Consider the following 20,125-nt stretch of genomic DNA (forward strand, 5'->3'; position numbering starts at 1 on the left):
GGTAGGGCTGAATACGGCGTATGCATATTCGGCCCTATCGATTCTTTGTCGAAAGGGGCACGCGACTTGAAGCCATCCATCCTCACTCAGCTGAAGCGTGACCGGACCTATGTGTTGCTGTTTGCGCCAGTGTTGTTGTATTACATTTTGTTCAAATATGTGCCTATGTTCGGCATTGTCATTTCGTTCATGGACTACAACCTGTTCAAGGGCATCTCGGGCAGCCCTTGGGTCGGCTTGAAATATTACCGACAATTTTTCGAGAACCGCGACGCCCTAGTGATTATCAAAAACACGGTCCTTCTCGGGGGCTACAAGCTGCTGTTCGGGTTTCCGGCTCCGATCCTGCTCGCACTTCTGCTGAACGAGCTCCGAAGCAAAGTGTATAAGCGGTTCGTCCAAACGGTCAGCTATGCGCCCTATTTCCTGTCCACTGTGGTCGTCTCGAGCATGATGGTCATGTTCCTGTCGCCGAGTACGGGATTGATCAACCGGGCGATCGGGTGGCTCGGGTTCCCGGCGGTTGCGTTCCTGCAGAAGCCGGAATGGTTCCGGACGATCTACGTGAGCTCGGAAATTTGGCAGCAGGTCGGCTGGGGCTCCATCTTATACCTCGCGGCCATGACGGCGATCGATCCGCAGCTGTATGAAGCGGCCAAAATGGACGGTGCCGGCAGGTGGAAGCAAACGTGGCATGTGACGCTGCCCGGGATCGCCCCGGCCATCGTCATTATGTTCATTCTGCAGATCGGGCACGTCTTGGAAATCGGCTTCGAAAAAGTATTTCTGCTGTCCAATGCCGCCACCTACGACACGTCTGACATTATTTCCACTTATGTGTACCGCACCGGGATTTTGCAGGGAGGGTTCAGCTACGCGACCGCGATCGATTTATTCATGGGCGTCATAGGTTTCCTGCTCGTGTACGCCAGCAATCAGATCAGCCGCAGATTAGGGGATACGAGCTTATGGTAGGGAACTTGAATACTCGTCCGCGTCTTTTTGATATCGTCAACGTGCTGCTAATGGGCCTTTTCGTCTGCTCCATGTTATTCCCATTCCTCCATATGGCAGCTGTTTCTATAAGCACTCCGGAGTCTGTCGTCCGGAATGAAATCGTACTTTGGCCCAAAGGGGTCCACTTCGATGCCTACAAAGCCGTGCTGCAGGATAAACGTATCCTGATCGGCTATAAAAATACACTCATCTATGTCGTGCTCGGAACGACGCTGTCGCTGATCTTCACTACGATGGGGGCGTACGCGCTGTCGCGCAAAAATCTCGTCTTCGGCAAAACGTTTATGCTGCTCATCGTCTTCACGATGCTGTTCTCGGGCGGTATGATTCCGACTTATCTCGTAGTCCGCAGCTACGGCTTGCTCGATACGAGGTGGGCGATGGTGTTGCCTGGACTTGTCTCCTCCTGGTATATGATCATCATGCGTACCTTCTTCCAAGGCATCCCGCGGGAGCTGGAGGAATCGGGCAAAATCGATGGTCTGACGAATTTGGGGATCCTGCTGCGTATCGTTATGCCGTTATCCAAGCCCGTGATCCTGACTATCTCGCTCTTCTATGCAGTGGCGATCTGGAGCAACTTCTACTCGGCGCTGATCTACATTCGGGACGCGAATTTGCTGCCGCTCCAGGTGACGATCCGCAATATCGTTATGATCGGGCAGATCGGGGACATGACGGTCAGCACCGCCGTCGGGGGCAGGCCTGTCGTGCTGGAGTCACTCAAGTATGCGGTTATTCTCGTCGGCACGCTTCCCATTTTGCTGATCTATCCGTTTATTCAGAAGCATTTTGTGCAAGGCTCGATGATCGGATCGGTGAAAGGATGAGGGCAGGGGACTCGATGAACAACGAGCCTGTCGGATATGCCGGGTTGAAAGAGCGATTCGCGAAGCCTCCCGCGGAGTATCGCTCCCTCCCGTTCTGGTCCTGGAACGGCACGCTGGATCAGGGGGAATTGGACGCCCAAGTCGAGGGCTTCAAGGAGCAGGGGATGGGCGGCTTCATGATGCATGTGCGGGAAGGGCTGGAGACGCCATACATGGGCGAGGCCTTCATGGCGCGCATCCGGGATACGGTCGCCAAAGCGAAGGCGGAAGGCCTGTACGCCTGGCTGTACGACGAGGACCGCTATTCGTCCGGGATGGGCGGCGGCATGGTGCCACGGATCGGCGGGGATGCGGTGCGAGCCAAAGCATTGTCGCTGACCGTCTGCCACCGATTCGAGCGGGACGACTCTATCCTAGCGGTTTACCGGGCGACGATTGATAGGGATGATTTGCTGGACTGCGAGAGGCTGGATGATGTCTTAAGGACCGAGCGTCCGATGCTTTGTGGGCAGGACGTCTATTTGGTGATGCGTCGTCATATCGCGGCTCCGAACGAGTGGTGCCATGGCGATACGTATCCGGACGCGATGAATCCCGAAGCGGGGCGGCTCTTCCTCGAAACGACGTACGAGCGCTACAAGGAAGCGGTCGGGGAGGAGTTCGGGCATACGGTGCCCGGTATTTTCACGGACGAGCCCAGCATCTCCGGGTTCCGCGAGCGGTTGGACGCGCTGGAGATGACCTGGATCGCGTGGTCGGATCTGCTGCCGCAAACGTTCATGGACAAAAACGGGTATGAACTTTGGGATACGCTGCCGTACTTCTTTTACCGGGGAGCGGCCTCGTCCAAGATCCGGCACGACTATTGGAAGACGGTCACCGAGATGTTCTGTGAAGCTTATTCGAAGCAAATCGGCGACTGGTGCCGGGCGAACGGGGTTGCCTTCGCCGGGCATTTTTGCGATGAAGGCAATCTGATCGGGGCGGTACGGAACGGCGGAGCGTTGATGCCTCATTACCGCTATCTGGACATTCCCGGCATCGACACGCTGTGCGAGCAGACGGACGAGAGCTTGACGATCAAGCAAGTGTCGAGCGTCGCGAACCAATACGGCCAGCGGCGGGTCATCACCGAGACGTACGGCGTGACGGGGTGGGCGCTGACGTTCGAGAGCCGCAAGTGGATCGGCGACTGGCAGTTCGTGTTGGGTGTCAACGTATTGACGCATCACCTCGCGCTCTATACGCTTCGCGGCTGCCGCAAGCGCGATTATCCGCCTTCGTTCAATTACAATGCCAATTGGTGGACGCACAATCATGTGATGGAGCACTATTACGCCCGGCTCGGAGCGGTGTTGAGCGAAGGGCGCGTCGTCAGAGACGTGCTGGTGATTCACCCGTCTACATCGGTTTGGGCGATGCTCGGGAAAGACGTCCAGGCGGCGGATTGGCGCAACGAAGGCGGAAATACGGAGGAGCTTCGGGCCTATAACGAGGCGTTCAACGAGTTCGTGCGCGAGCTGCTGGGGGAGCACTACGATTTCGATCTGGGCGACGAGCTGATTCTCCAAGAAATCGGCCGTGTGGATGGAACGCGGTTGGCGGTCGGTGAAGCGGGTTATCGGGTCGTCGTTTTGCCGGACCTGCGTAACCTGCTCCGGTCGACGTTCGCGCTGCTGCTCGCCTACATGAATGCCGGGGGAGGCGTTCTGGCGTTCGGGAGCGTGCCTGTCTGGATGGACGGCGAGCCGGCAGATGAGCTGCAGGCGCTGGTCGGGCATCCGCGGTTCAAGCGGCTAGCGTCCCGGCACATGCTGGCTGCTGAACTGGGCGCTACCGTCCCCCGTTCGGTCAGCTTGACGGATAGCGGAGGACGCGAGGCTAGCCGGCTGCTGTACATGCGCCGCGAGCTGCCGGATTGCACGGTGGTGTTCGTCGTTAACAACGATCGGGAGGCTGCGTATGACGTCGACGTTCGCATCGCGGGAAGCGGGCGGATCGAGGAGTGGTGCGCGCTTACCGGCGAAAAGACGGTGATAACGGCGAGAACCGAGGAAGGGTACGCTGTGTTCCGGGAATGGTTCGGTCCTGCGGATTCCCGGCTGTATGTGATTACGCCGTCTAAGGGGCAAGCGCATGCTGGGGTGACACGGCCGTTGACGGTCGAACGGCAGCGGCTGACGGACCTTGGGCAGGTCGCTTCGTTCTCGCGAACGGCTCCGAACGCGCTTGTGATGGACGTGTGCCAATACCGGCTAGCCGACGAAGCTTGGTCGGAGGCAATGAGTGTCTGGGAGGCCCAGAAGCACATTCGCGAGAGGCTGGGGATGCGGCAAGTATACTTCAACGGCAATTTGCAGCGGTATTTGTGGATCCACGAGCCGCATGCGAATGACGGTGCCTTGGCTGCGTTCCGTTTCGTGTTTGACGTGAAGGATATTCCTGTGACGGATACGTTCTTCGTCTTCGAGCAGGCGGAGCGCTTCCGCTTCGCATTGAACGGAGAGCCGCTCAGCGAGAAGCCGCAGGGCTGGTATATGGACCGCAGCATGTCGACGGTCCGGCTTCAGGCTCTGCTGGAAGGGGAGAACGTGCTGGAGGTCCACGGTGAGTACCGGCAGGACATGGAGCTCGAGGACGCGTTCCTAATCGGCGACTTCGCCGTCGACCCCGGCCGCAGCCTCGTCCGGGAACCGGAGACGCTGCATTTCGGAGATTGGTGCCGACAAGGCTATCCACATTATTGCGGCAGCATGATTTATCATTTTGAACTCGAGGCGGAGTGGGATGCGCAAGACGGCAGCCGAATCATGCTGGAGCTGGGGCCGTATGAAGCGGTCACCTTGCACCTCACCGTGAACGGTAGACATGGGAAGGCGATCCCATGGCGTGCCGCGGGGACGGTGGACATCACCGATTGGCTCGTCCCGGGGGCCAACCGGATCGACATTGAGGTCGTCGGCAGTCCGCGCAACTTGTTCGGACCGCTTCACGAAGCCCGGCCGAATCCGGCGTGGGTGGACTGGTGGTCGTTTCGTCCGACCGGACCGGATTATACGCCTGAGTATAGGCTGCAACCCTATGGCTTGATGGGGCCATTGCATATTTTCCGGACGGCTCCGCAGACAACATGAACGGAAGCGCACCGTTCTTCGTCCGGGACGTTGCAACTTTTCCGTTCGTAGCATAGAATAAGGCTAGGCAAATTTCTAGAAACCGGGAGGGGTGGAAGCATGAGGGCAATCCGGACGGAGCACAGGATTCCGAATCCTTCGCAGGGACGCTCGTCCTCGCGAGAGCGGTTGTTTCTTTTTCCATCCATCCCGTTCGAACACTAAGGCCATTGCGGCTTTAGTGTTTTTTTGTGCGCACAATTTCGGAGGAGGCGATGAGATGGCTAATCGGTACAATCGGGTGTTGATCAAGCTGAGCGGAGGCGCCGTGGCGGGGAAAAGCGAATTCGGCTTCGAGCCGGAACGGTTGGAGCATATTGCAAACGAAGTCTTGTCCGTGATCGAGCTGGGCGTGGAAGTGTCGATCGTCATCGGAGGGGGCAACATTTTCCGCGGGAACATGGCGGAGAGCTGGGGCATCGAGCGGGCGGAAGCGGACAACATCGGGACGCTCGCGACGGTCGTCAACAGCCTCATGCTGCGGGGCGTGCTGAAGGCGAAGACGGAGCGGGAGGTGCGCGTCATGACGGCGCTCCCGATCGCTTCGGTAGCTGAACCTTACATTCGGCTGAGGGCGGTTCATCATCTCGAAAAAGGGTATATCGTCATCTTCGCCGGAGGAAACGGGCAGCCGTACGTGACGACCGACTACCCTTCCGTCCAGCGGGCGATCGAGGTGCGGTGCGAGGCGCTGCTCGTAGCCAAGCAAGGCGTCGACGGCGTCCTGAGCGCCGACCCCCGGCTCGACCCGACTGCACGGCAGTATAAGTCGCTGCATTACAACGATGTGATCCAGCAGGACCTGAGGGTCATGGATCAATCGGCGTTTATCCTAGCCCGCGACTATAGCCTGCCGATCCATGTGTTCAACTTCGACCGGCCGGGATCGATGCGGGACATCTGCATCGGCCGGGACAACGGCACGGCGATCGGCCCTGACGCGGTGCTCGCGTACCAGGACTAAGTGCCGCGGCTCATCGCGGTCGCGCCCGTGCGGGTAAGCTCCAGCAGCTCGTACGGCTCCAGCAGCCGGAGCAGGGCGTTGTTCTTGTCGACGTCGCCGACCACCTGGATGACGATGGACGCTTGGCCTACGTCGATGACGGAGCAGCGGAACGTCTCCACGAGGCTGAGCAGCTCGGGGCGGCTCTCCGGCGGGGCCTGCAGCTTGATCAGCAGCAGCTCGCGGACGACCATCGGCTGCCGGCTTAGGTGGCGGACGTCCAGGACGTCCATCAGCTTGCGCAGCTGCTGCGCGACCTGCGTGACCGCGGCCGTCTCGCACGAGAGGACGATCGTCATCCGGGTCAAGCCTTCCTCCTCGCAAGCCCCGACAGACAAGCTGTCCATGTTGTAGCCCCGCCGGCTGAACAGGCCGGCGACGCGCTGCAGCACACCCGGCCGGTCCTGCACGAGGACGGACAATGTTTGGGTGGGCGTGGTCCTGTAGGGTGTACTCATGCCTCCGGCACCTCCAGAATCATATCGTCGAGCGACCGCCCATGGGGCACCATCGGGAGGACGAGCTCGTCCTTCGACACGAGGAAGTCGATCAGGACCGGGCCAGGCGTCCTGAGCGCCGTCTGCCAGACGCGCTCGGCATCCTCCCTATTATCGGCCCTCAGCCCCAGTACTCCGTACGCTTCAGCCAGCTTGACGAAATCGGGACTGCCCGACAGGTCGATATGGCTGTACCTGCCCTGATGGATCACTTCCTGCCATTGCTTGATCATCCCCAGCGTCTGATTGTTGATGACCACGATCTTCACCGGAATGTTGTGCAGCGCGCAGATCGCCAGCTCCTGGGCGCACATCTGCATGCCTCCGTCGCCGTTGACCGAGATGACAAGCCGGTCCGGATGACCGATCTGCGCGCCGATCGCGGAGGGGAATCCGAAGCCCATCGTACCCAAGCCTCCGGAGGTGAGGAGCGAGCGGGGATGCCGGAAGCGGTAAAATTGCGCGACCCACATCTGGTGCTGCCCGACGTCGGTCGTCACGATAGCGTTGCCCTCCGTAGTGCGGTCGAGCATCTCGATGACGTACTGCGGCTGCAGCGCGCTGGTGTCGTCGCGGTACCGGAGCGGGTGGCGTTCCTTCATCTCCGCAAGGTTCCGGAGCCAGGCCGCCCGCTCGGCCGGGAATTCCGGCGCGGCCGGCTGAGCGGCGAGGCGGTCGCACACCATCGCGAGCACTCGCTTCGCATCGCCCCGGATCGGGATGGATGCGGGGACGAGCTTGCCGATCTCGGCGGCGTCGATGTCGAGATGGGCGATGCGCGCATGCGGCGCGAAGTCGTCCAGCCGCATCGTGACGCGGTCGTCGAAGCGGGCGCCGACGGCCACGAGCAGGTCGCATTGCTGCAGCGCCTGGTTAGCGGCGTATGTGCCATGCATGCCCGGCATGCCGAGCCATAGCGGATGCAGTGCCGAGAAGCCGCCGAGGCCGAGCAGCGTCGTAGTGACGGGCAGCTGCGTCCGCTGGACGAGCTGCAGCAGCTCGGCGGACGCTTCGGCCTGCACGACGCCGCCCCCGGCGAGCAGGAGCGGGCGCTTCGCCTCGCGGATCGCGGCCAGGAGCAGGTCCACGAGCTCCGGGTTAACGGCCGGGTCAGGCTCGTAGCCTCGAATGTGCACGGTGTCCGGATAGCGGAACACGGTCGTATCGGCGGACACGTCCTTCGGGATGTCCACCAGGACAGGACCTTTGCGTCCCGTACCGGCCAAGTGGAACGCTTCACGGATCGTACGCGCCAGATCGTCCACATGGCGGACCATGAGGCCATGCTTCGTGATCGGCTGGGTGATGCCGACGATATCCGCCTCCTGGAACGCATCGGTGCCGAGCAGCGACGTAGCTACATTGCCGGTGATAATGACGAGCGGCACGGAATCCATGTGTGCGGTCGCGATGCCGGTCACCAGATTGGCGGCGCCCGGGCCGGATGTGGCGAGGCAGACGCCGGGCTTGCCTGTCGAGCGGGCGTAGCCGTCCGCTGCATGAATCGCCCCTTGCTCGTGGCGGGTCAGCAAGTGGCGGAAGTCGGGGTTGCCATGCATCGCGTCATAGATGTACAGGACCGCCCCGCCCGGGTAACCGAAGACGCACTCGACACCCTCGAGCAGCAGGGTCCGGAGCAAAATCTCGGAGCCGTTAATCCGGTCCGGGGCGAGCAGGGCATCCCGGTTCCATGTGCGGAGAGCCGTGGGTGTCTTGGTGTTCATTGGGTATCGCTCCTTTATAGCGGGATACGGTAACGATAGCATGGTCGGGTCAGGGAGCGTACTACCCAATGGGTGACTTTAATAGTATACTTACGGATAAAAAATGCGGAGAGGTGGGAGGCTCATGTCGGCAAAGAACCCGTCGGACGGGCCGGGGGCGGAGGCGTCCTGGAGCCGGGCGCCCTTCGTCGGCCGATCGTTCGAGCTGCGCTGCTTTGAGCAGCTGCTGGTCGGCGGCTTCAACGCCGCCGCCCCTCGCCGTCTACTGAACGTGCACGGCACCGGGGGCATGGGCAAAACCGTTCTGCTGGAGCAATACCGCTTCCTCGCGGAAGCTTGGCAGCTGCCTTGCGTCTTGCTCGACATCCGCCTCTACCGGAATGAAGCCGATCGGCTGTGCCGGGACATCGGAGCGGCGATGGATCCGGCGGCCCTTCTGACAAGGGCAGTGTCAGATCAAGAGTGTTGCCTCGCGGCGGTGAACGGCCAGGCGGAGGAGCGCCCGGTCATCCTCCTGCTCGACCATTACGAGGAGATCGGGGCACTGGACCAATGGCTGCGGGAGCAGTTCCTGCCCCGGCTGTCGCCGAAGGTTCTCGTCGTCATCGCCGGGCGGACGCCGCTTCGGGGGCCATGGCGGCTGACGACGGCTTGGCGCCGGGCGATTGTCGACCTGCCGCTCACGGAGTTCAGCTACGAGGAGCTGCAGGCGTACATGGCCGGCCTTGGCGTGACGCAGGAGGCCGCACTTGATTATGTGTGGTCGGCCACGATGGGCCATCCGCTCTCGGCGTACCTCGTGGCGGAGACGATCCAGGAGCGCGGCGGCCGCCTTCCGGGCCACCCGGCCGCATGGAAGGACGGCGCGTTCGAGGCGCTGCTCGCCGAGTGGATCCGGGAAGCGCCGGAGGAGGAGCTGCGCCGCTTGCTCCTCGTCGCTTCGCTGCCCCGCACGTTCAACCAGGAGCTGCTCTCGGCGCTCACCGGGCAGGAGGTGCCCGGCTTCCTGTTCGAGCGGCTCCTTCAACAGTCTTACGTGCGTCGCACGGAAGCGGGCTGGCAGCTCCATGAGCTGCTGCGCGAATCGCTGCGGCGCCAGTTCCGGGAGCGGATGCCGGACCGCTTCGAGAGGGCTGCCGCGAGAGCGGTGCAGTACTACCTGGCCCGGGTGCGGCGTCTGGTCGAGGAGAACCGCCCGTTCGCCGGAGAGCTGGCCGAGCTGCTCGCGCACGCGGGCAACCCGATCATGCGGGCGCACTTCCGCCATTCGCGCAGCTCGAGCAATTACTGGGAAACGATGCAGCCGGGACATCTGGCGGAAGCGGAGGCCTATCTCGAGCGGAGGAGGCGTCAGGCGACGGCGAAGCGCGTCATCTGCTCGGACCCCGAGTCCGGCGGGGTGTTCCGCTATACATTGACCGCCGAGGCGACCTTGTACCGCATCGCTCACTTGGACTTCCCCGCCCTGCTCGCGGCCGATCCCGACGCCGTCCAGCTGATGCGGGCTCCCGACGGGGGCATCGTGGGGTTGTCCGTCATGATGCCGCTGCACGCCGGGACGCTGGCGCACTTGGCGGAGATGCCCCTCGCCGCCGCCTACATCGCCAGCCTGAGCGCATCGCAGCGATCGGCGCTGCAGGTGCCGAAGGCGCATAGCCCGGGCTGGTTCCTCCTCACGATCGACGTGGAGGACTTGGAGAAGGAGGAGCTGCGCACCGACATTATCCAGAGCATGCTCGATCGTATACTGGCCGGCGCGCTGATCGTCTCCTCGCCGCCGCCGCTGCCCTATTACGCTGCCGGGCATGAAGGGCTTGGCTTCGAGCCGTTGCCGGGAGTCTGGCACACGGCGTACGACGGGGTCACACCCACGCCGACTTATGTGCTCGACACCCGCCGGTCGGCGCTTCCGGCCTTCTTGAACAAGCTGCTCGACGCTGCAGCCGGCGGAATGACGCTGTTCCCGGACCCTGAGCGGGAGCTGCCAGCGCGGGATGCGGCGCTCGAGAAGGCACGGCCGGAGCTGACCGAGCGCGAGCGGGATGTCGCGGCTCTGCTCGTCCAAGGGCGGACGAATCCGGAGATCGCCCGGGCGCTCTTCGTCAGCGAGGCCGCGGTGAAGAAGCATGTACACGCGCTGCTCCACAAGTTCGGCCTGCGCAATCGGACCGAGCTCGCCCGGGCGCTCGCTGCGCAACTCATCATTCATTAAGGAGGCTTCACCATGCCGGCTAACCCAATTCAGACAGCCGTTCAAGCTCGAAGCGACGGAATACGGTCCTACACATATTCTTCCGAGAAGCAGCGCGAACTCCATCGACGTACATTGATCATCGTGGCGGTCACCCAATTGTTCGGCGGGGCGGGGCTCGCGGCAGGCGTAACCGTCGGCGCGCTGCTGGCCCAGGACATGTTGGGCACGGACAGCATGGCAGGAATCCCCTCTGCGCTGATCACGCTTGGGTCGGCGTTGTCCGCTTTTCTGGTAGGGCGACTCTCTCAGCGCTCGGGACGCCGGATCGGACTGACCGCCGGATTTTGGGCAGGAGGGCTCGGCGCACTAGGCATCGTGCTGGCCGCGGTCGCCAACAGCTTGCCCTTGCTGTTCGTATCGCTGTTGATCTATGGAGCGGGCACGTCTACGAATCTGCAGGCCCGCTATGCCGGCACCGACTTGGCCCTGCCCAATCAGCGCGCAAGAGCCGTCAGCATTGCCTTGGTCTTCACCACATTCGGCGCGGTCAGCGGGCCCAATCTTGTGAATGCGATGGGCCGGCTCGCCACGTCGCTCGGGATCCCCGCACTGGCGGGGCCGTTCCTTCTGGCGGGCACGGCTTTCCTCGTAGCGGGCTTGGTTCTGTTCGTCTTCCTCCGTCCGGACCCCTTGCTCGTAGCCAAAGCGGTCTCGGAGGCGCAGAAGGACGGCATGAACGCGGCTGCCGCCTCCAGCGCCCAAGCTTCAACCGTCAACAGCCGTGGACTCGCGGTCGGGGTGACGGTCATGGTGTTGACCCAGCTGGTGATGGTCGCGATCATGACGATGACGCCCGTCCACATGAAGCATCACGGGCACGGCCTGGGTGAGGTCGGCCTGGTCATCAGCATTCATGTGTGCGCGATGTTCCTCCCGTCCTTGCTGACCGGTACGCTCGTAGATAAAATCGGACGCTCCGCGATGGCCTATGCATCCGGAGTTACCTTGCTCCTCACAGGGATTCTGGCCGCATCGATTCCCGGCGATTCTCTGCCGCTGTTGATTCTCACCCTCGCGCTGCTCGGATTGGGCTGGAATTTCGGCCTTATTAGCGGAACCGCACTGCTCATAGATGCTACCCCGGCGTCCGTTCGTGCCCGGACCCAAGGAACGGTAGACGTCCTGGTGGCATTGTCCGGCGCATCGGGTGGGGCGTTGTCCGGAGTCGTGGCCGCCAACTCCAGCTACGCCGTGCTGTCTCTCTCCGGCGCGGTTCTATCACTGCTGTTGATCCCGGTCGTGATCTGGTCGCGGAGAGGGGCGAAGTAGAGAGCCCCCTGTAACCAACTCAGCACTCATAGGCAATCCCTATCAAGGGGATTGCCTTTATATATTTCACAACTCTTTAAGATACCCTTACAATAGTTCCAAACCAGCCCCGAGGAGGGACATAACGATGAACCAACACGTGAAGCATCAATTCGACGCCGTAGCGCAACAATATGACCAGCAAAGGCGAGCGCTAATCCCGTGCTTCGACGACTTTTACGGCATGGCGGTCCTGCACGCCCAAGTGGCCGACTCCGTCGCGACCCCGCGAATCCTGGACCTCGGCGCCGGCACGGGTCTGCTGTCCGCATTCCTGCTGCAGAAGTACCCGCAGGCGCATATGGCGCTCATCGATCTTAGCACCGGCATGCTGGAGCAAGCCCGCGCCCGGTTCGAGGGCACCGCGGCCGCGCCCCGAATCACCTACATCTTAGGCGATTACATCGAGCATCCGTTCCCGGAGCCGTTCGATCTCATCGTCTCGTCGCTCTCGATCCATCACCTCGAGGATGCGGACAAGGCGCGCTTGTTCTACCGAGTCTTCGGCTTGCTCAAGCCGGGCGGCCGTTTCATTAATGCCGATCAGGCGAGCGGCAGCACCCCTTACTTCGAGGCGATGCACAAGCGGCAATGGGAGGCCGCGATCCGCCGCACGGACTTGCCCGAGGCGGCGATCGCATCGGCGATCGAGCGGCGCAAGCTGGACCGCAACGCCTCCGTCCCCGACCAGCTGCGCTGGCTGAGAGAGGCCGGCTTTGCCGAGGCGGACTGTGTGTATAAGTATCACGAGTTCGCCGTATTTTACGCAGAGAAAGGGTAGCCGCCCCTTCCAGCTATATCATTAGAATTCGACATACCATCTATTTGAATCATCCATACACATGCCGAAAACCGGGGGGTATAGTGGGAGTCGAATTAGATGAAAACGCTTTAATGCGAAAGGAGGGTATTAATGATTCAACTTTGGAACGTATATTCCTGGTCGCGCCGGCAATATGCACTGCTAGCCGTGCTGGCCGCACTGGCGGTCCTGATCGCGGCGAGCGGGTCATACCGGCCCGCAACCGTCTCGGCAGCTGCAGGCGACTGCGACATCGGGGCCGGCGATCAAGCCTCACAGCAGCTGATGGTGTTCGACCCGAGCGCCGCCGACTGGAATCTGGCGAGCGCCCTCAAGTGGAGCTGGGCGCCCAGCGCGGTGAACGGGTTCTCGAATCCGACACCCGGTTGGGGGCTGCCGACCGAGATGAAGCTGCGGAACAACTGCGCGTTCGGCGGCGGACAGTGGGCGGTCGTCACCGATTCCAATGGCTTGGCGGCGATTATCTCGTACCCGGCGGGGACGAAGAAGTGGTACTTGAACTTAAGTGCGAACCTGCAGTCCGGCGAGCTGCTGCCGAACGGCAACGTCGCCATCGCTTCAACCTCAGCCGGAGGGTGGGTGCGAGTGTACGCCTCTTCGCAGGGCGCTTCCGCTTCCACCTTTGATGATTATGTGTTGAGCGGAACACGCGGCGTCTTGTGGGACCCGCAATACAATGTGCTCTGGGCGGTGGGCGATACGTATTTGGTCGCCTTGCTGGTGCAGGGATCGCCGGCCGCGCCCGTGCTTACGGAGTCGTACAAGGTGGCGCTCCCGAACACGGGCGGCCATGAGCTGCAGCCTGTGTATGGCAATACGGACCGGCTATGGATCAGTACGAACACCAATGTTTATCAATATGAGAAGACGACGAAGACCTGGTCGGCCTCGTACCCCGGGGCAAGCAGCATCAACCGCGCCGGCGTCCGCAGCGTGGGCAATCAGATATCTGGGCAAGTGATACAGACGGTGCCGGGCGGCGGGTGCACGCTGAACACATGGTGTACGGACACGGTCGATTTCTTCCTGACCGACGCGACCCGGACCAAGACGGGAGCCGCCTTCTATAAGGCGCGTATCCTAAATCCCGAGTACCAATAGAGGAGGAGACCATCGATCATGATCAAACGTTTGATAGCCTCAGTCCTTGCCCTTATTCTTCTCCTGATCGCGATTAGCCTGCCCGCATCCGGCGCGGCTACCGCGACAACATCGTACGATATTGTGACGACCGACCAGTCCGGCAGCGGGAGCATCCTCGTGTTCGACCGAACGGCGGCCGATTGGAATGCGGCGGGTGCGGTCAAGTGGTCGTGGGCGCCCAGCGCCTCCAACGGCTTCGCCAGCCCGACACCGGGCTGGGGGCGGCCTTCCGATGCGAAGCTGCGGTACAATTGCCTCTTCGGCGGGTACTGGATGGTGGTGACGGACTCTTACGGTCTTGCTGCGATCGTCCCCTACCCGGCCAAGAACGATAAGAAATGGTCCATCAACCTTGGGACCGGACCGAATCTGCATTCCGCCGAGCTGCTGCCGAACGGCAATATCGCGATCGCGGCCAGCACGGGCGGGTGGGTGCGGGTGTATACCTCGTCGCAGGGGCCGACGTCGACGACGAATGTCCAGTATGCGCTTGAGGCGGCGCACAGCGTGTTGTGGGACCCGGCCGGCAATCAGCTCTGGGCGCTGGGCAAGAACTACCTGGTCGCCCTGACGATAGGCGGAACGGCCAGCGCGCCTACGCTCACCGAGAAGCTCAAGATCGCCCTGCCGACGCTAAACGGTCACGATCTCCAGCCGGTCATCGGGGATCCCGACCGATTGTGGGTCAGCACCGGATCGGCGGTGTATCAATACGTGAAGTCGACCAACTCGTGGTCGTCCACGTTCGCCGGAGCGAGCAGCATCAGCCGGGTGGGTGTGAAGAGCGTAAGCAATGACCCGGGCGGGCAGGTCGTCGAAACCGTGCCGAAGGCCGGCTGTGCCACGACCTGGTGTACGGATACGGCGGACTTCTTCCTGCCCGGCGCGACTCGGACCAAGACCGGTTCTCAGTTCTACAAGGCTCGATTCTGGAACCCAGATTACCAATAGGCACTTTTTTGGCTTGGACAAACCGCGTCGCGAGCCCCTACAATGAAACCATCAGAAGGGCTCCTTGGAACGCCATTCCGGGAGCCACCCTAGGGGGAAGCGAATGTTCGCTTTATTGCGGAAGTACTCCATCCGGCTGCAGCTGCTCACGATCGGCATCATCATTCTCATCCTGCTCTCCGTCACAGGGCTATGGGGATACCGTCAAATCCAGAACATCACCTACAAGCGCAATAGCGACTATACGACGGAGATGATCGCGACCATCAAACAGAATGTGGTCTCCAATGCCGATTCCATCAACCGCATTCTGCCGAATATTGCCTACAACGAGACGATCCAGGAATATTTGGTGGAGGAAGATCGGCTGAAGCAATATGAGCTGTTCAACAGGCTGGAGAAGCTGCTTGTCAATCTGAAATCGATGAAGATGGGCATCCTCGGCATCGTCCTGGTCGGCGAGGAAGGCAGCACGAGCACATACGGCTGTGTAGGCTGCCGCAGCTACATCCCTTTCGAGGAAATTCCGGAGCGCACAAGCGCCTACTACAGCGGCATTCAATATTCCCCCTATTATAAAGAGTACGTCGTCTATGTAGGCGTCCCGGTATACGACAACCGCAAGGACACAGGCGGGGAGCGCAAAATCGGGTATGCCGTCATGGTGCTCGACTCGAGCGCGATTGTCCCCAGAACCGAGTCGCTGTCCAAGAACAAGGCAGGGAGCTTCTATGTCCTGGACCGAAACCAAGCGATCTTGTCCGGCAGCGAGTCCGCCGAAATCGGCAAATGGCTGCCGTATAACGTCGGCAAAAAATCCCGGCTCTCCCAGGAGTCGCTATCGTTCAGCCAGAACGGGGAACAGTACGTGATGCACACCGAGCCGCTGGACGAGATCGAGGGCGAGATCGTAAGCGTGTATCCGGTGAAGGAGCTTTTCCGGGGGCTGGAGGAAGTGCAACGGCTCCTGTTCGGCATGTTCCTGCTCCTGATCGTCGTCATGTATGCCTTCTATATCGCCATCAGCCGCAACATTTTGCAGCCGCTCCGGTCGTTCATGACGTTCGTTTATGATCTGCGGGCAAAAGGGCTGCACCACTTGCACAAGCGCGTCGCCTTGGAAGGATACGCAGAGATGAGCATCATGGCGCGCCAGTTCAATTCGCTGCTCGACGAGATCGATGATTTGACCGGGGAGCTCGTCGATTCGAAGACTCATATCTACGAGCTGCAGCTGCTCAGGAAGCAGGCGGAATTGCAATACATGAAGAGCCAGATCAACCCTCACTTCCTCTATAACACGCTGGAGACGATCAAGGGCATCGCATACGTCAAAGGGGTGCCGGAGATTCGCCGGATGACGGACGCGCTGAGCCGCATATTCCGGTACAGCGTCAAGGGCGAGGAGGAAGTGAGCGTGGAGGAGGAACTCTCCATCGTGCAGGCCTACATCAGCATCCAGCAAATTCGCTTCGCGGAGCGGTTCGAGGTCCGTTACGAGTGGGCGCCGGAGTGCAAGTCGTATCGGATGCTGAAGATGATCCTCCAGCCGCTGGTCGAGAACGCCGTATTCCATGGAATCGAGCCGAGTCTGCACAAGTGCACGCTAACCGTAGGCTGTCGGGTCGAGGACGAGCGCGATCTGCTCCTGTGGGTCGAGGATGACGGAGCGGGCATGGAACCGGAGACGCTGGAAGCGATTAGGAGCAGCCTGGCGGAGCCGGGAGCACCGCTCTCGGCGAACGTCCCCGCGCCGGCGCCCGGCCGGCATATCGGCATGCTGAATGTGAACAACCGGATCAAATACACATACGGCCTGGACTACGGCCTCGTCGCCATCGAGAGCGCTCCCGATCGAGGGACGAGCGTGACGATTCGAATCCCGGCCAAGGGGGACAACCATGTATAGCATCGTGTTGGTCGACGACGAGCAATGGATTCTGGAGAGCTTGAAGGGGACGGTGGATTGGGGGGCGCACGGGTTCGCCATCGCGGGCGAAGCCTCGAACGGGCTGGAAGCGTGGGAGCGGATCCAGGAGCTTCGGCCGGAGCTGGTCTTCGTGGACGTGCGGATGCCGGGCATGAATGGGCTTCAGCTGATCAGACGGATCTACGAAGCGGGACTGCCGGTCCAATGCATCGTGGCAAGCGGGTACGATGAATTCGAGTACGCCCGGCAGGCGATGCAATACGGAGCGGTCGGCTACTGCCTGAAGCCGTTCTCGGAGCCGGAGATCGTCGAGCTGCTGGAGAAGGTGAAGGCGGGCATCCATCGTTCGCAGCTCCTAGTGGAGCACGAGCTCCTGCTCTGCATCCAGGAGCAGAGCAGAGAGACGGCGCAGGAGGCGGAGCTCGAGCAGCTGCTCGAGCAGGGGCTCTTCGGCTGGAAGCCGGGCATGAGCCTCGGTGTGGTCGTCGTGCATGCGGCGGATGCCGAGGCAGCTGATCTCGTGACCGCCGGAACCAGCCGTCTTAAGCTCCGAATCGGGAGCGGGAAGACGGCTTATGTGCTGCACGGCGAGGCGCTCGAGACGGCCAAAGCCAGGGCGGCTTCCGGTGCGTTGCCGGAATCCGTCAGAGGGATCGGCATCAGCCCGGTCGACCCGCGGGCAGGCCGTCTGCGGCCGCTGATCGAAGCCGCGAATATCGCCTCCTACCGATTCTTCACCTCGGGGGTGATCGTGGGACTGTCCGTTGGTGCCCCGCAGTCGGATGAACTGGATGCCGAGACATGGCGGCCTTTGGAGGAAGGGATCCGGAACCGGGATGTCGCGCAGCTCCGGCAAGCCTTCGCCAGGCTGGAGCCACACTTCGCATCCGGCCGTTACGATATCCGCCATGCATACCGGCTCTACAACCGGGTTCTCGCATACTTGCCCGGCGGCGAACAATCCGGAGGGGCCGACTCGGCCGAGCCTTACTGCTTCGACTACGATGAGCTGGTCCGTGTGTATGGCTGCGTGACGCGCATGTTCGAGGGCTTGCTGGCGATCGCGGCGGACAGCTTCGTTCCGGCCGCCGACACGGGACCGGAGTCGCGCGGGCCGGAAGTGCTCCAGCAAATTGTGCACTATGTAAACGCTCATTATCGGGAGCCGATCTCGGTGAACGAGATCGCCAAGAAGTTCTACATGCACCCGAATTACTTGAGCCTGCTCTTTAAGAAGGAGCTCCATGTCAATTTCACCAAGTACATGGTGGATCTCCGCATGGACTATGCTTGCCAACTGCTGCGGGGCACGTCGGCTCCGGTCAGCGAGATTGCCGAGCGGGCCGGCTACAGCGATTACTTTTATTTCGCCAAGCTGTTCAAGAAGCACCGGGGCATGACCCCGACCGAGTATCGAGCGAGCGAGAGCTGATGTCGGATTGGCAGCAGCCCCGCCTCACGTTCAGAACCGTCCAGAGCTGGACGGTTTTCTTTTTTTCTGCCAAACAAATGCGATGAAAAGTACATACGAAAGCTTAGAAACGTTCATATGGGCCGCCCCGCGAAATGCGTATACTGAGGACATTCGCTTCGTAAGCGCTTTATCCAGAAGGGGGACACTCGGTGAACACGCGCAAGAGCAAGGGACTGCTGCAGCGGATGAACGAGCACAAATATTTATACATCCTCGTGCTCCCGCTGCTCGCCTACTACATCATTTTCGACTACGGTCCCATGTACGGTATTATTCTGGCATTCAAGGAATTCAACTTTGCCAAAGGCATCTGGAGGAGCGAGTGGGTCGGGTTCGCCAATTTCGAGGAAATTTTCCGGCTGCACGATTTCTGGATCGCCTTCCGCAACACGATCATCATCTCGTTCGGCCGGCTGATCTTCGAATTCCCGGTGCCGATCGTCGTTGCGCTGCTGATCAATGAAGTGCGCCGCAAGGGGATGAAAAAGTTTTATCAAGTCGTCTACACATTCCCGCACTTCCTGTCGTGGGTCATCGTGAGCGGCATCATGGTCAACTTCCTAGGCGCCTTCGGGGTGCTGAACCAGCTGCTCGACCTCTTGGGTATGCACAAAGTGAGTCTGCTCGTCGATCCGACCTACTTCCGCGGCTTGATCTACACCAGCAGCCTCTGGAAGGACATGGGCTGGGGCACGATCATCTACCTGGCCGCCATCGCCGGAATTAACCCGGCATTGTACGAAGCCGCCAGCATCGACGGCGCGAACCGCTACCAGCAAATGCTGCACATCACATGGCCGGCGCTGAAGAGCACCGTGGTCATCCTGCTCATCCTGCAGATCGGGCGCACGATGAGCTCCGGCGGCGGAGGGTTCGATCAGATTTTCAACCTGTACAACCCCGCCGTCTATGAGAAAGCGGACATTCTGGACACGTACATCTACAGACGGACATTCGCGGTCGGATCCAGCTATGGGACTTCTACGGCGGTGGGGCTCTTCAAGTCGGTCATTAACTTCGCGCTGCTATATGTAGCGAATCGCACGGCGAAGCGCCTCGGACAGGAGGGGCTCTACTGATGCTCGCTACTCGACGCAAGCTTACCCTGTCGGACATCGCGATTAACCTGGTGCTCCTTTTGCTCGCCGTTATCACGATCCTGCCGTTCTACAACGTGCTGATCATTTCGTTCGCCGACCCGGCCTCGGTGGCCAAGCAGCGGTTTTACTTGTTCCCGACGAGCTTCAGCACCGCCTCCTACACCATGCTTCTGAATGGCAGCTATGTAGGCAAAGCGCTGATGAACTCCTTGATCGTCACGGGGGTCGGCACGTTCTTGAACATGCTCGTGACCACGTGCGGGGCGTACGCCTTGTCCAAAAAAACGATGCCGGGCCGGAACGTCATGATGACGGGAATCGTGTTCACGATGCTGTTCGGCGGCGGCCTCGTTCCGTACTACCTGATGATGCGCAGCCTGCACCTGATCAACCATTACAGCGTCATGATCTTGCCTGTTGCCGTCAATACGTTTTTCCTGATCCTCATGATCAACCATTTTCGCTCCATTCCGCCGGAGCTCGAGGAGTCGGCCAAGATCGACGGGGCAAACGACATGTTCATCCTGTTCCGCATCATCATCCCGATCTCGAAGCCGACGATGGCGGCGATCACGCTGTTCTACGCGGTGGCGCGATGGAACGAATGGTACTTGGCCATGCTGTTCATCAACGATACGAAGAAGTACCCGATGCAGCTGTTCCTGCGCAACATGCTGCAGGATGTGACGAAGATGCGCCGGGACGACATGGGGGCGGCGATGGTATCGCAGCTCAGCCAGATTTATCCGGACGGGCTGAAGATGGCGAGCATTATCGTCACGATGGTCCCCATTATGCTGGTGTATCCGGTGCTGCAGAAGTATTTTGCCGCGGGCGTCACCTTGGGGGCCGTCAAGGAATGAGCATTGGTTTTAGGACCGACAAGTCTTAAAATAAA

15 protein-coding genes are annotated in these 20,125 nt (G+C 60.8%); 13 read left to right on the forward strand and 2 right to left on the reverse strand.

The window, feature by feature from the left end; all coding sequences use genetic code 11:
• The first annotated feature begins 66 nt into the window (after nucleotides 1–66).
• The 4 genes from ACI5FR_RS06615 (at nucleotide 67) to pyrH (ending at nucleotide 5,984) form a co-directional block, all read left to right on the forward strand.
• On the forward strand, nucleotides 67–975 hold the full coding sequence (locus ACI5FR_RS06615; protein ID WP_405451969.1) for an ABC transporter permease: 909 nt from the start codon (nucleotides 67–69) through the stop codon (nucleotides 973–975).
• On the forward strand, nucleotides 969–1,847 hold the full coding sequence (locus ACI5FR_RS06620; RefSeq protein WP_405451972.1) for a carbohydrate ABC transporter permease: 879 nt from the start codon (nucleotides 969–971) through the stop codon (nucleotides 1,845–1,847). Before ACI5FR_RS06615 ends, ACI5FR_RS06620 begins: the two co-directional genes overlap by 7 nt.
• A 14-nt stretch (nucleotides 1,848–1,861) precedes the next feature.
• Nucleotides 1,862–4,981: a glycosyl hydrolase gene (locus tag ACI5FR_RS06625; RefSeq protein ID WP_405451974.1), complete on the forward strand. Its 3,120-nt coding sequence runs from the start codon at nucleotides 1,862–1,864 to the stop codon at nucleotides 4,979–4,981.
• Nucleotides 4,982–5,240: 259 nt separating this feature from the next.
• On the forward strand, nucleotides 5,241–5,984 hold the full coding sequence (pyrH, locus tag ACI5FR_RS06630; RefSeq protein WP_405451977.1) for a UMP kinase: 744 nt from the start codon (nucleotides 5,241–5,243) through the stop codon (nucleotides 5,982–5,984).
• On the opposite strand, the gene ilvN is transcribed toward pyrH, so the two are convergent.
• Both ilvN and ilvB read right to left on the reverse strand, forming a co-directional pair.
• Nucleotides 5,981–6,481, reverse strand: coding sequence for an acetolactate synthase small subunit (ilvN, locus tag ACI5FR_RS06635; RefSeq protein ID WP_405451980.1), 501 nt, complete (start codon nucleotides 6,479–6,481; stop codon nucleotides 5,981–5,983). The two genes, pyrH and ilvN, sit on opposite strands and share 4 nt — an antisense overlap.
• Nucleotides 6,478–8,244, reverse strand: a complete 1,767-nt coding sequence (ilvB, locus tag ACI5FR_RS06640; RefSeq protein WP_405451983.1) for a biosynthetic-type acetolactate synthase large subunit — start codon at nucleotides 8,242–8,244, stop codon at nucleotides 6,478–6,480. The genes ilvN and ilvB overlap by 4 nt, the downstream gene beginning before the upstream one ends.
• Nucleotides 8,245–8,368: 124 nt before the next feature.
• Here ilvB and ACI5FR_RS06645 point away from each other — a divergent pair, with 124 nt between their 5' ends.
• From ACI5FR_RS06645 to ACI5FR_RS06685, 9 genes are all read left to right on the forward strand, one after another.
• Complete coding sequence (locus ACI5FR_RS06645) at nucleotides 8,369–10,456, forward strand: helix-turn-helix transcriptional regulator (RefSeq protein ID WP_405451985.1); 2,088 nt, start codon at nucleotides 8,369–8,371, stop codon at nucleotides 10,454–10,456.
• Between the two features lie 12 nt (nucleotides 10,457–10,468).
• Nucleotides 10,469–11,767 carry an MFS transporter gene (locus ACI5FR_RS06650; protein ID WP_405451988.1) on the forward strand — a complete coding sequence of 433 codons (1,299 nt, stop codon included), beginning with the start codon at nucleotides 10,469–10,471 and terminating at the stop codon, nucleotides 11,765–11,767.
• A gap of 127 nt (nucleotides 11,768–11,894) precedes the next feature.
• Nucleotides 11,895–12,587 carry a class I SAM-dependent methyltransferase gene (locus tag ACI5FR_RS06655; RefSeq protein ID WP_405451991.1) on the forward strand — a complete coding sequence of 231 codons (693 nt, stop codon included), beginning with the start codon at nucleotides 11,895–11,897 and terminating at the stop codon, nucleotides 12,585–12,587.
• A gap of 132 nt (nucleotides 12,588–12,719) precedes the next feature.
• The gene (locus tag ACI5FR_RS06660; RefSeq protein WP_405451993.1) at nucleotides 12,720–13,730 is read left to right on the forward strand and encodes a DUF6528 family protein; all 1,011 of its coding nucleotides are present in this window, start codon (nucleotides 12,720–12,722) and stop codon (nucleotides 13,728–13,730) included.
• An 18-nt stretch (nucleotides 13,731–13,748) separates the two neighbouring features.
• A complete protein-coding gene (locus ACI5FR_RS06665; RefSeq protein ID WP_405451996.1) occupies nucleotides 13,749–14,723 on the forward strand; it encodes a DUF6528 family protein in 975 nt (324 codons plus the stop codon).
• Between the two features lie 103 nt (nucleotides 14,724–14,826).
• Entirely contained in the window at nucleotides 14,827–16,632 is a 1,806-nt protein-coding gene (locus ACI5FR_RS06670; protein ID WP_405451998.1) for a sensor histidine kinase, read from the forward strand.
• The gene (locus ACI5FR_RS06675; RefSeq protein ID WP_405452001.1) at nucleotides 16,625–18,085 is read left to right on the forward strand and encodes a response regulator transcription factor; all 1,461 of its coding nucleotides are present in this window, start codon (nucleotides 16,625–16,627) and stop codon (nucleotides 18,083–18,085) included. Before ACI5FR_RS06670 ends, ACI5FR_RS06675 begins: the two co-directional genes overlap by 8 nt.
• 191 nt (nucleotides 18,086–18,276) lie before the next feature.
• A complete protein-coding gene (locus tag ACI5FR_RS06680; RefSeq protein WP_405452004.1) occupies nucleotides 18,277–19,206 on the forward strand; it encodes an ABC transporter permease in 930 nt (309 codons plus the stop codon).
• Entirely contained in the window at nucleotides 19,206–20,090 is an 885-nt protein-coding gene (locus ACI5FR_RS06685) for a carbohydrate ABC transporter permease (protein WP_405452007.1), read from the forward strand. Before ACI5FR_RS06680 ends, ACI5FR_RS06685 begins: the two co-directional genes overlap by 1 nt.
• Nucleotides 20,091–20,125: the final 35 nt, after the last annotated feature.

Origin of the sequence: Paenibacillus sp. HJGM_3 (genome assembly GCF_045062745.1) — a bacterium.
GTDB lineage: Bacteria > Bacillota > Bacilli > Paenibacillales > NBRC-103111 > Paenibacillus_AA.

Excerpts from the sequence above, each read along its gene's own strand:
- ACI5FR_RS06625 (WP_405451974.1), top strand. The coding sequence starts at position 1,862 with ATGAACAACGAGCCTGTCGGATATGCCGGGTTGAAAGAGCGATTCGCG.
- ACI5FR_RS06620 (WP_405451972.1), top strand. The coding sequence starts at position 969 with ATGGTAGGGAACTTGAATACTCGTCCGCGTCTTTTTGATATCGTCAAC.
- ACI5FR_RS06665 (WP_405451996.1), top strand. The coding sequence starts at position 13,749 with ATGATCAAACGTTTGATAGCCTCAGTCCTTGCCCTTATTCTTCTCCTG.
- ACI5FR_RS06685 (WP_405452007.1), top strand. The coding sequence starts at position 19,206 with ATGCTCGCTACTCGACGCAAGCTTACCCTGTCGGACATCGCGATTAAC.
- ACI5FR_RS06650 (WP_405451988.1), top strand. The coding sequence starts at position 10,469 with ATGCCGGCTAACCCAATTCAGACAGCCGTTCAAGCTCGAAGCGACGGA.
- ACI5FR_RS06655 (WP_405451991.1), top strand. The coding sequence starts at position 11,895 with ATGAACCAACACGTGAAGCATCAATTCGACGCCGTAGCGCAACAATAT.
- ilvN (WP_405451980.1), bottom strand. The coding sequence starts at position 6,481 with ATGAGTACACCCTACAGGACCACGCCCACCCAAACATTGTCCGTCCTC.
- ACI5FR_RS06645 (WP_405451985.1), top strand. The coding sequence starts at position 8,369 with ATGTCGGCAAAGAACCCGTCGGACGGGCCGGGGGCGGAGGCGTCCTGG.
- ilvB (WP_405451983.1), bottom strand. The coding sequence starts at position 8,244 with ATGAACACCAAGACACCCACGGCTCTCCGCACATGGAACCGGGATGCC.
- ACI5FR_RS06670 (WP_405451998.1), top strand. The coding sequence starts at position 14,827 with ATGTTCGCTTTATTGCGGAAGTACTCCATCCGGCTGCAGCTGCTCACG.
- ACI5FR_RS06660 (WP_405451993.1), top strand. The coding sequence starts at position 12,720 with ATGATTCAACTTTGGAACGTATATTCCTGGTCGCGCCGGCAATATGCA.
- pyrH (WP_405451977.1), top strand. The coding sequence starts at position 5,241 with ATGGCTAATCGGTACAATCGGGTGTTGATCAAGCTGAGCGGAGGCGCC.
- ACI5FR_RS06675 (WP_405452001.1), top strand. The coding sequence starts at position 16,625 with ATGTATAGCATCGTGTTGGTCGACGACGAGCAATGGATTCTGGAGAGC.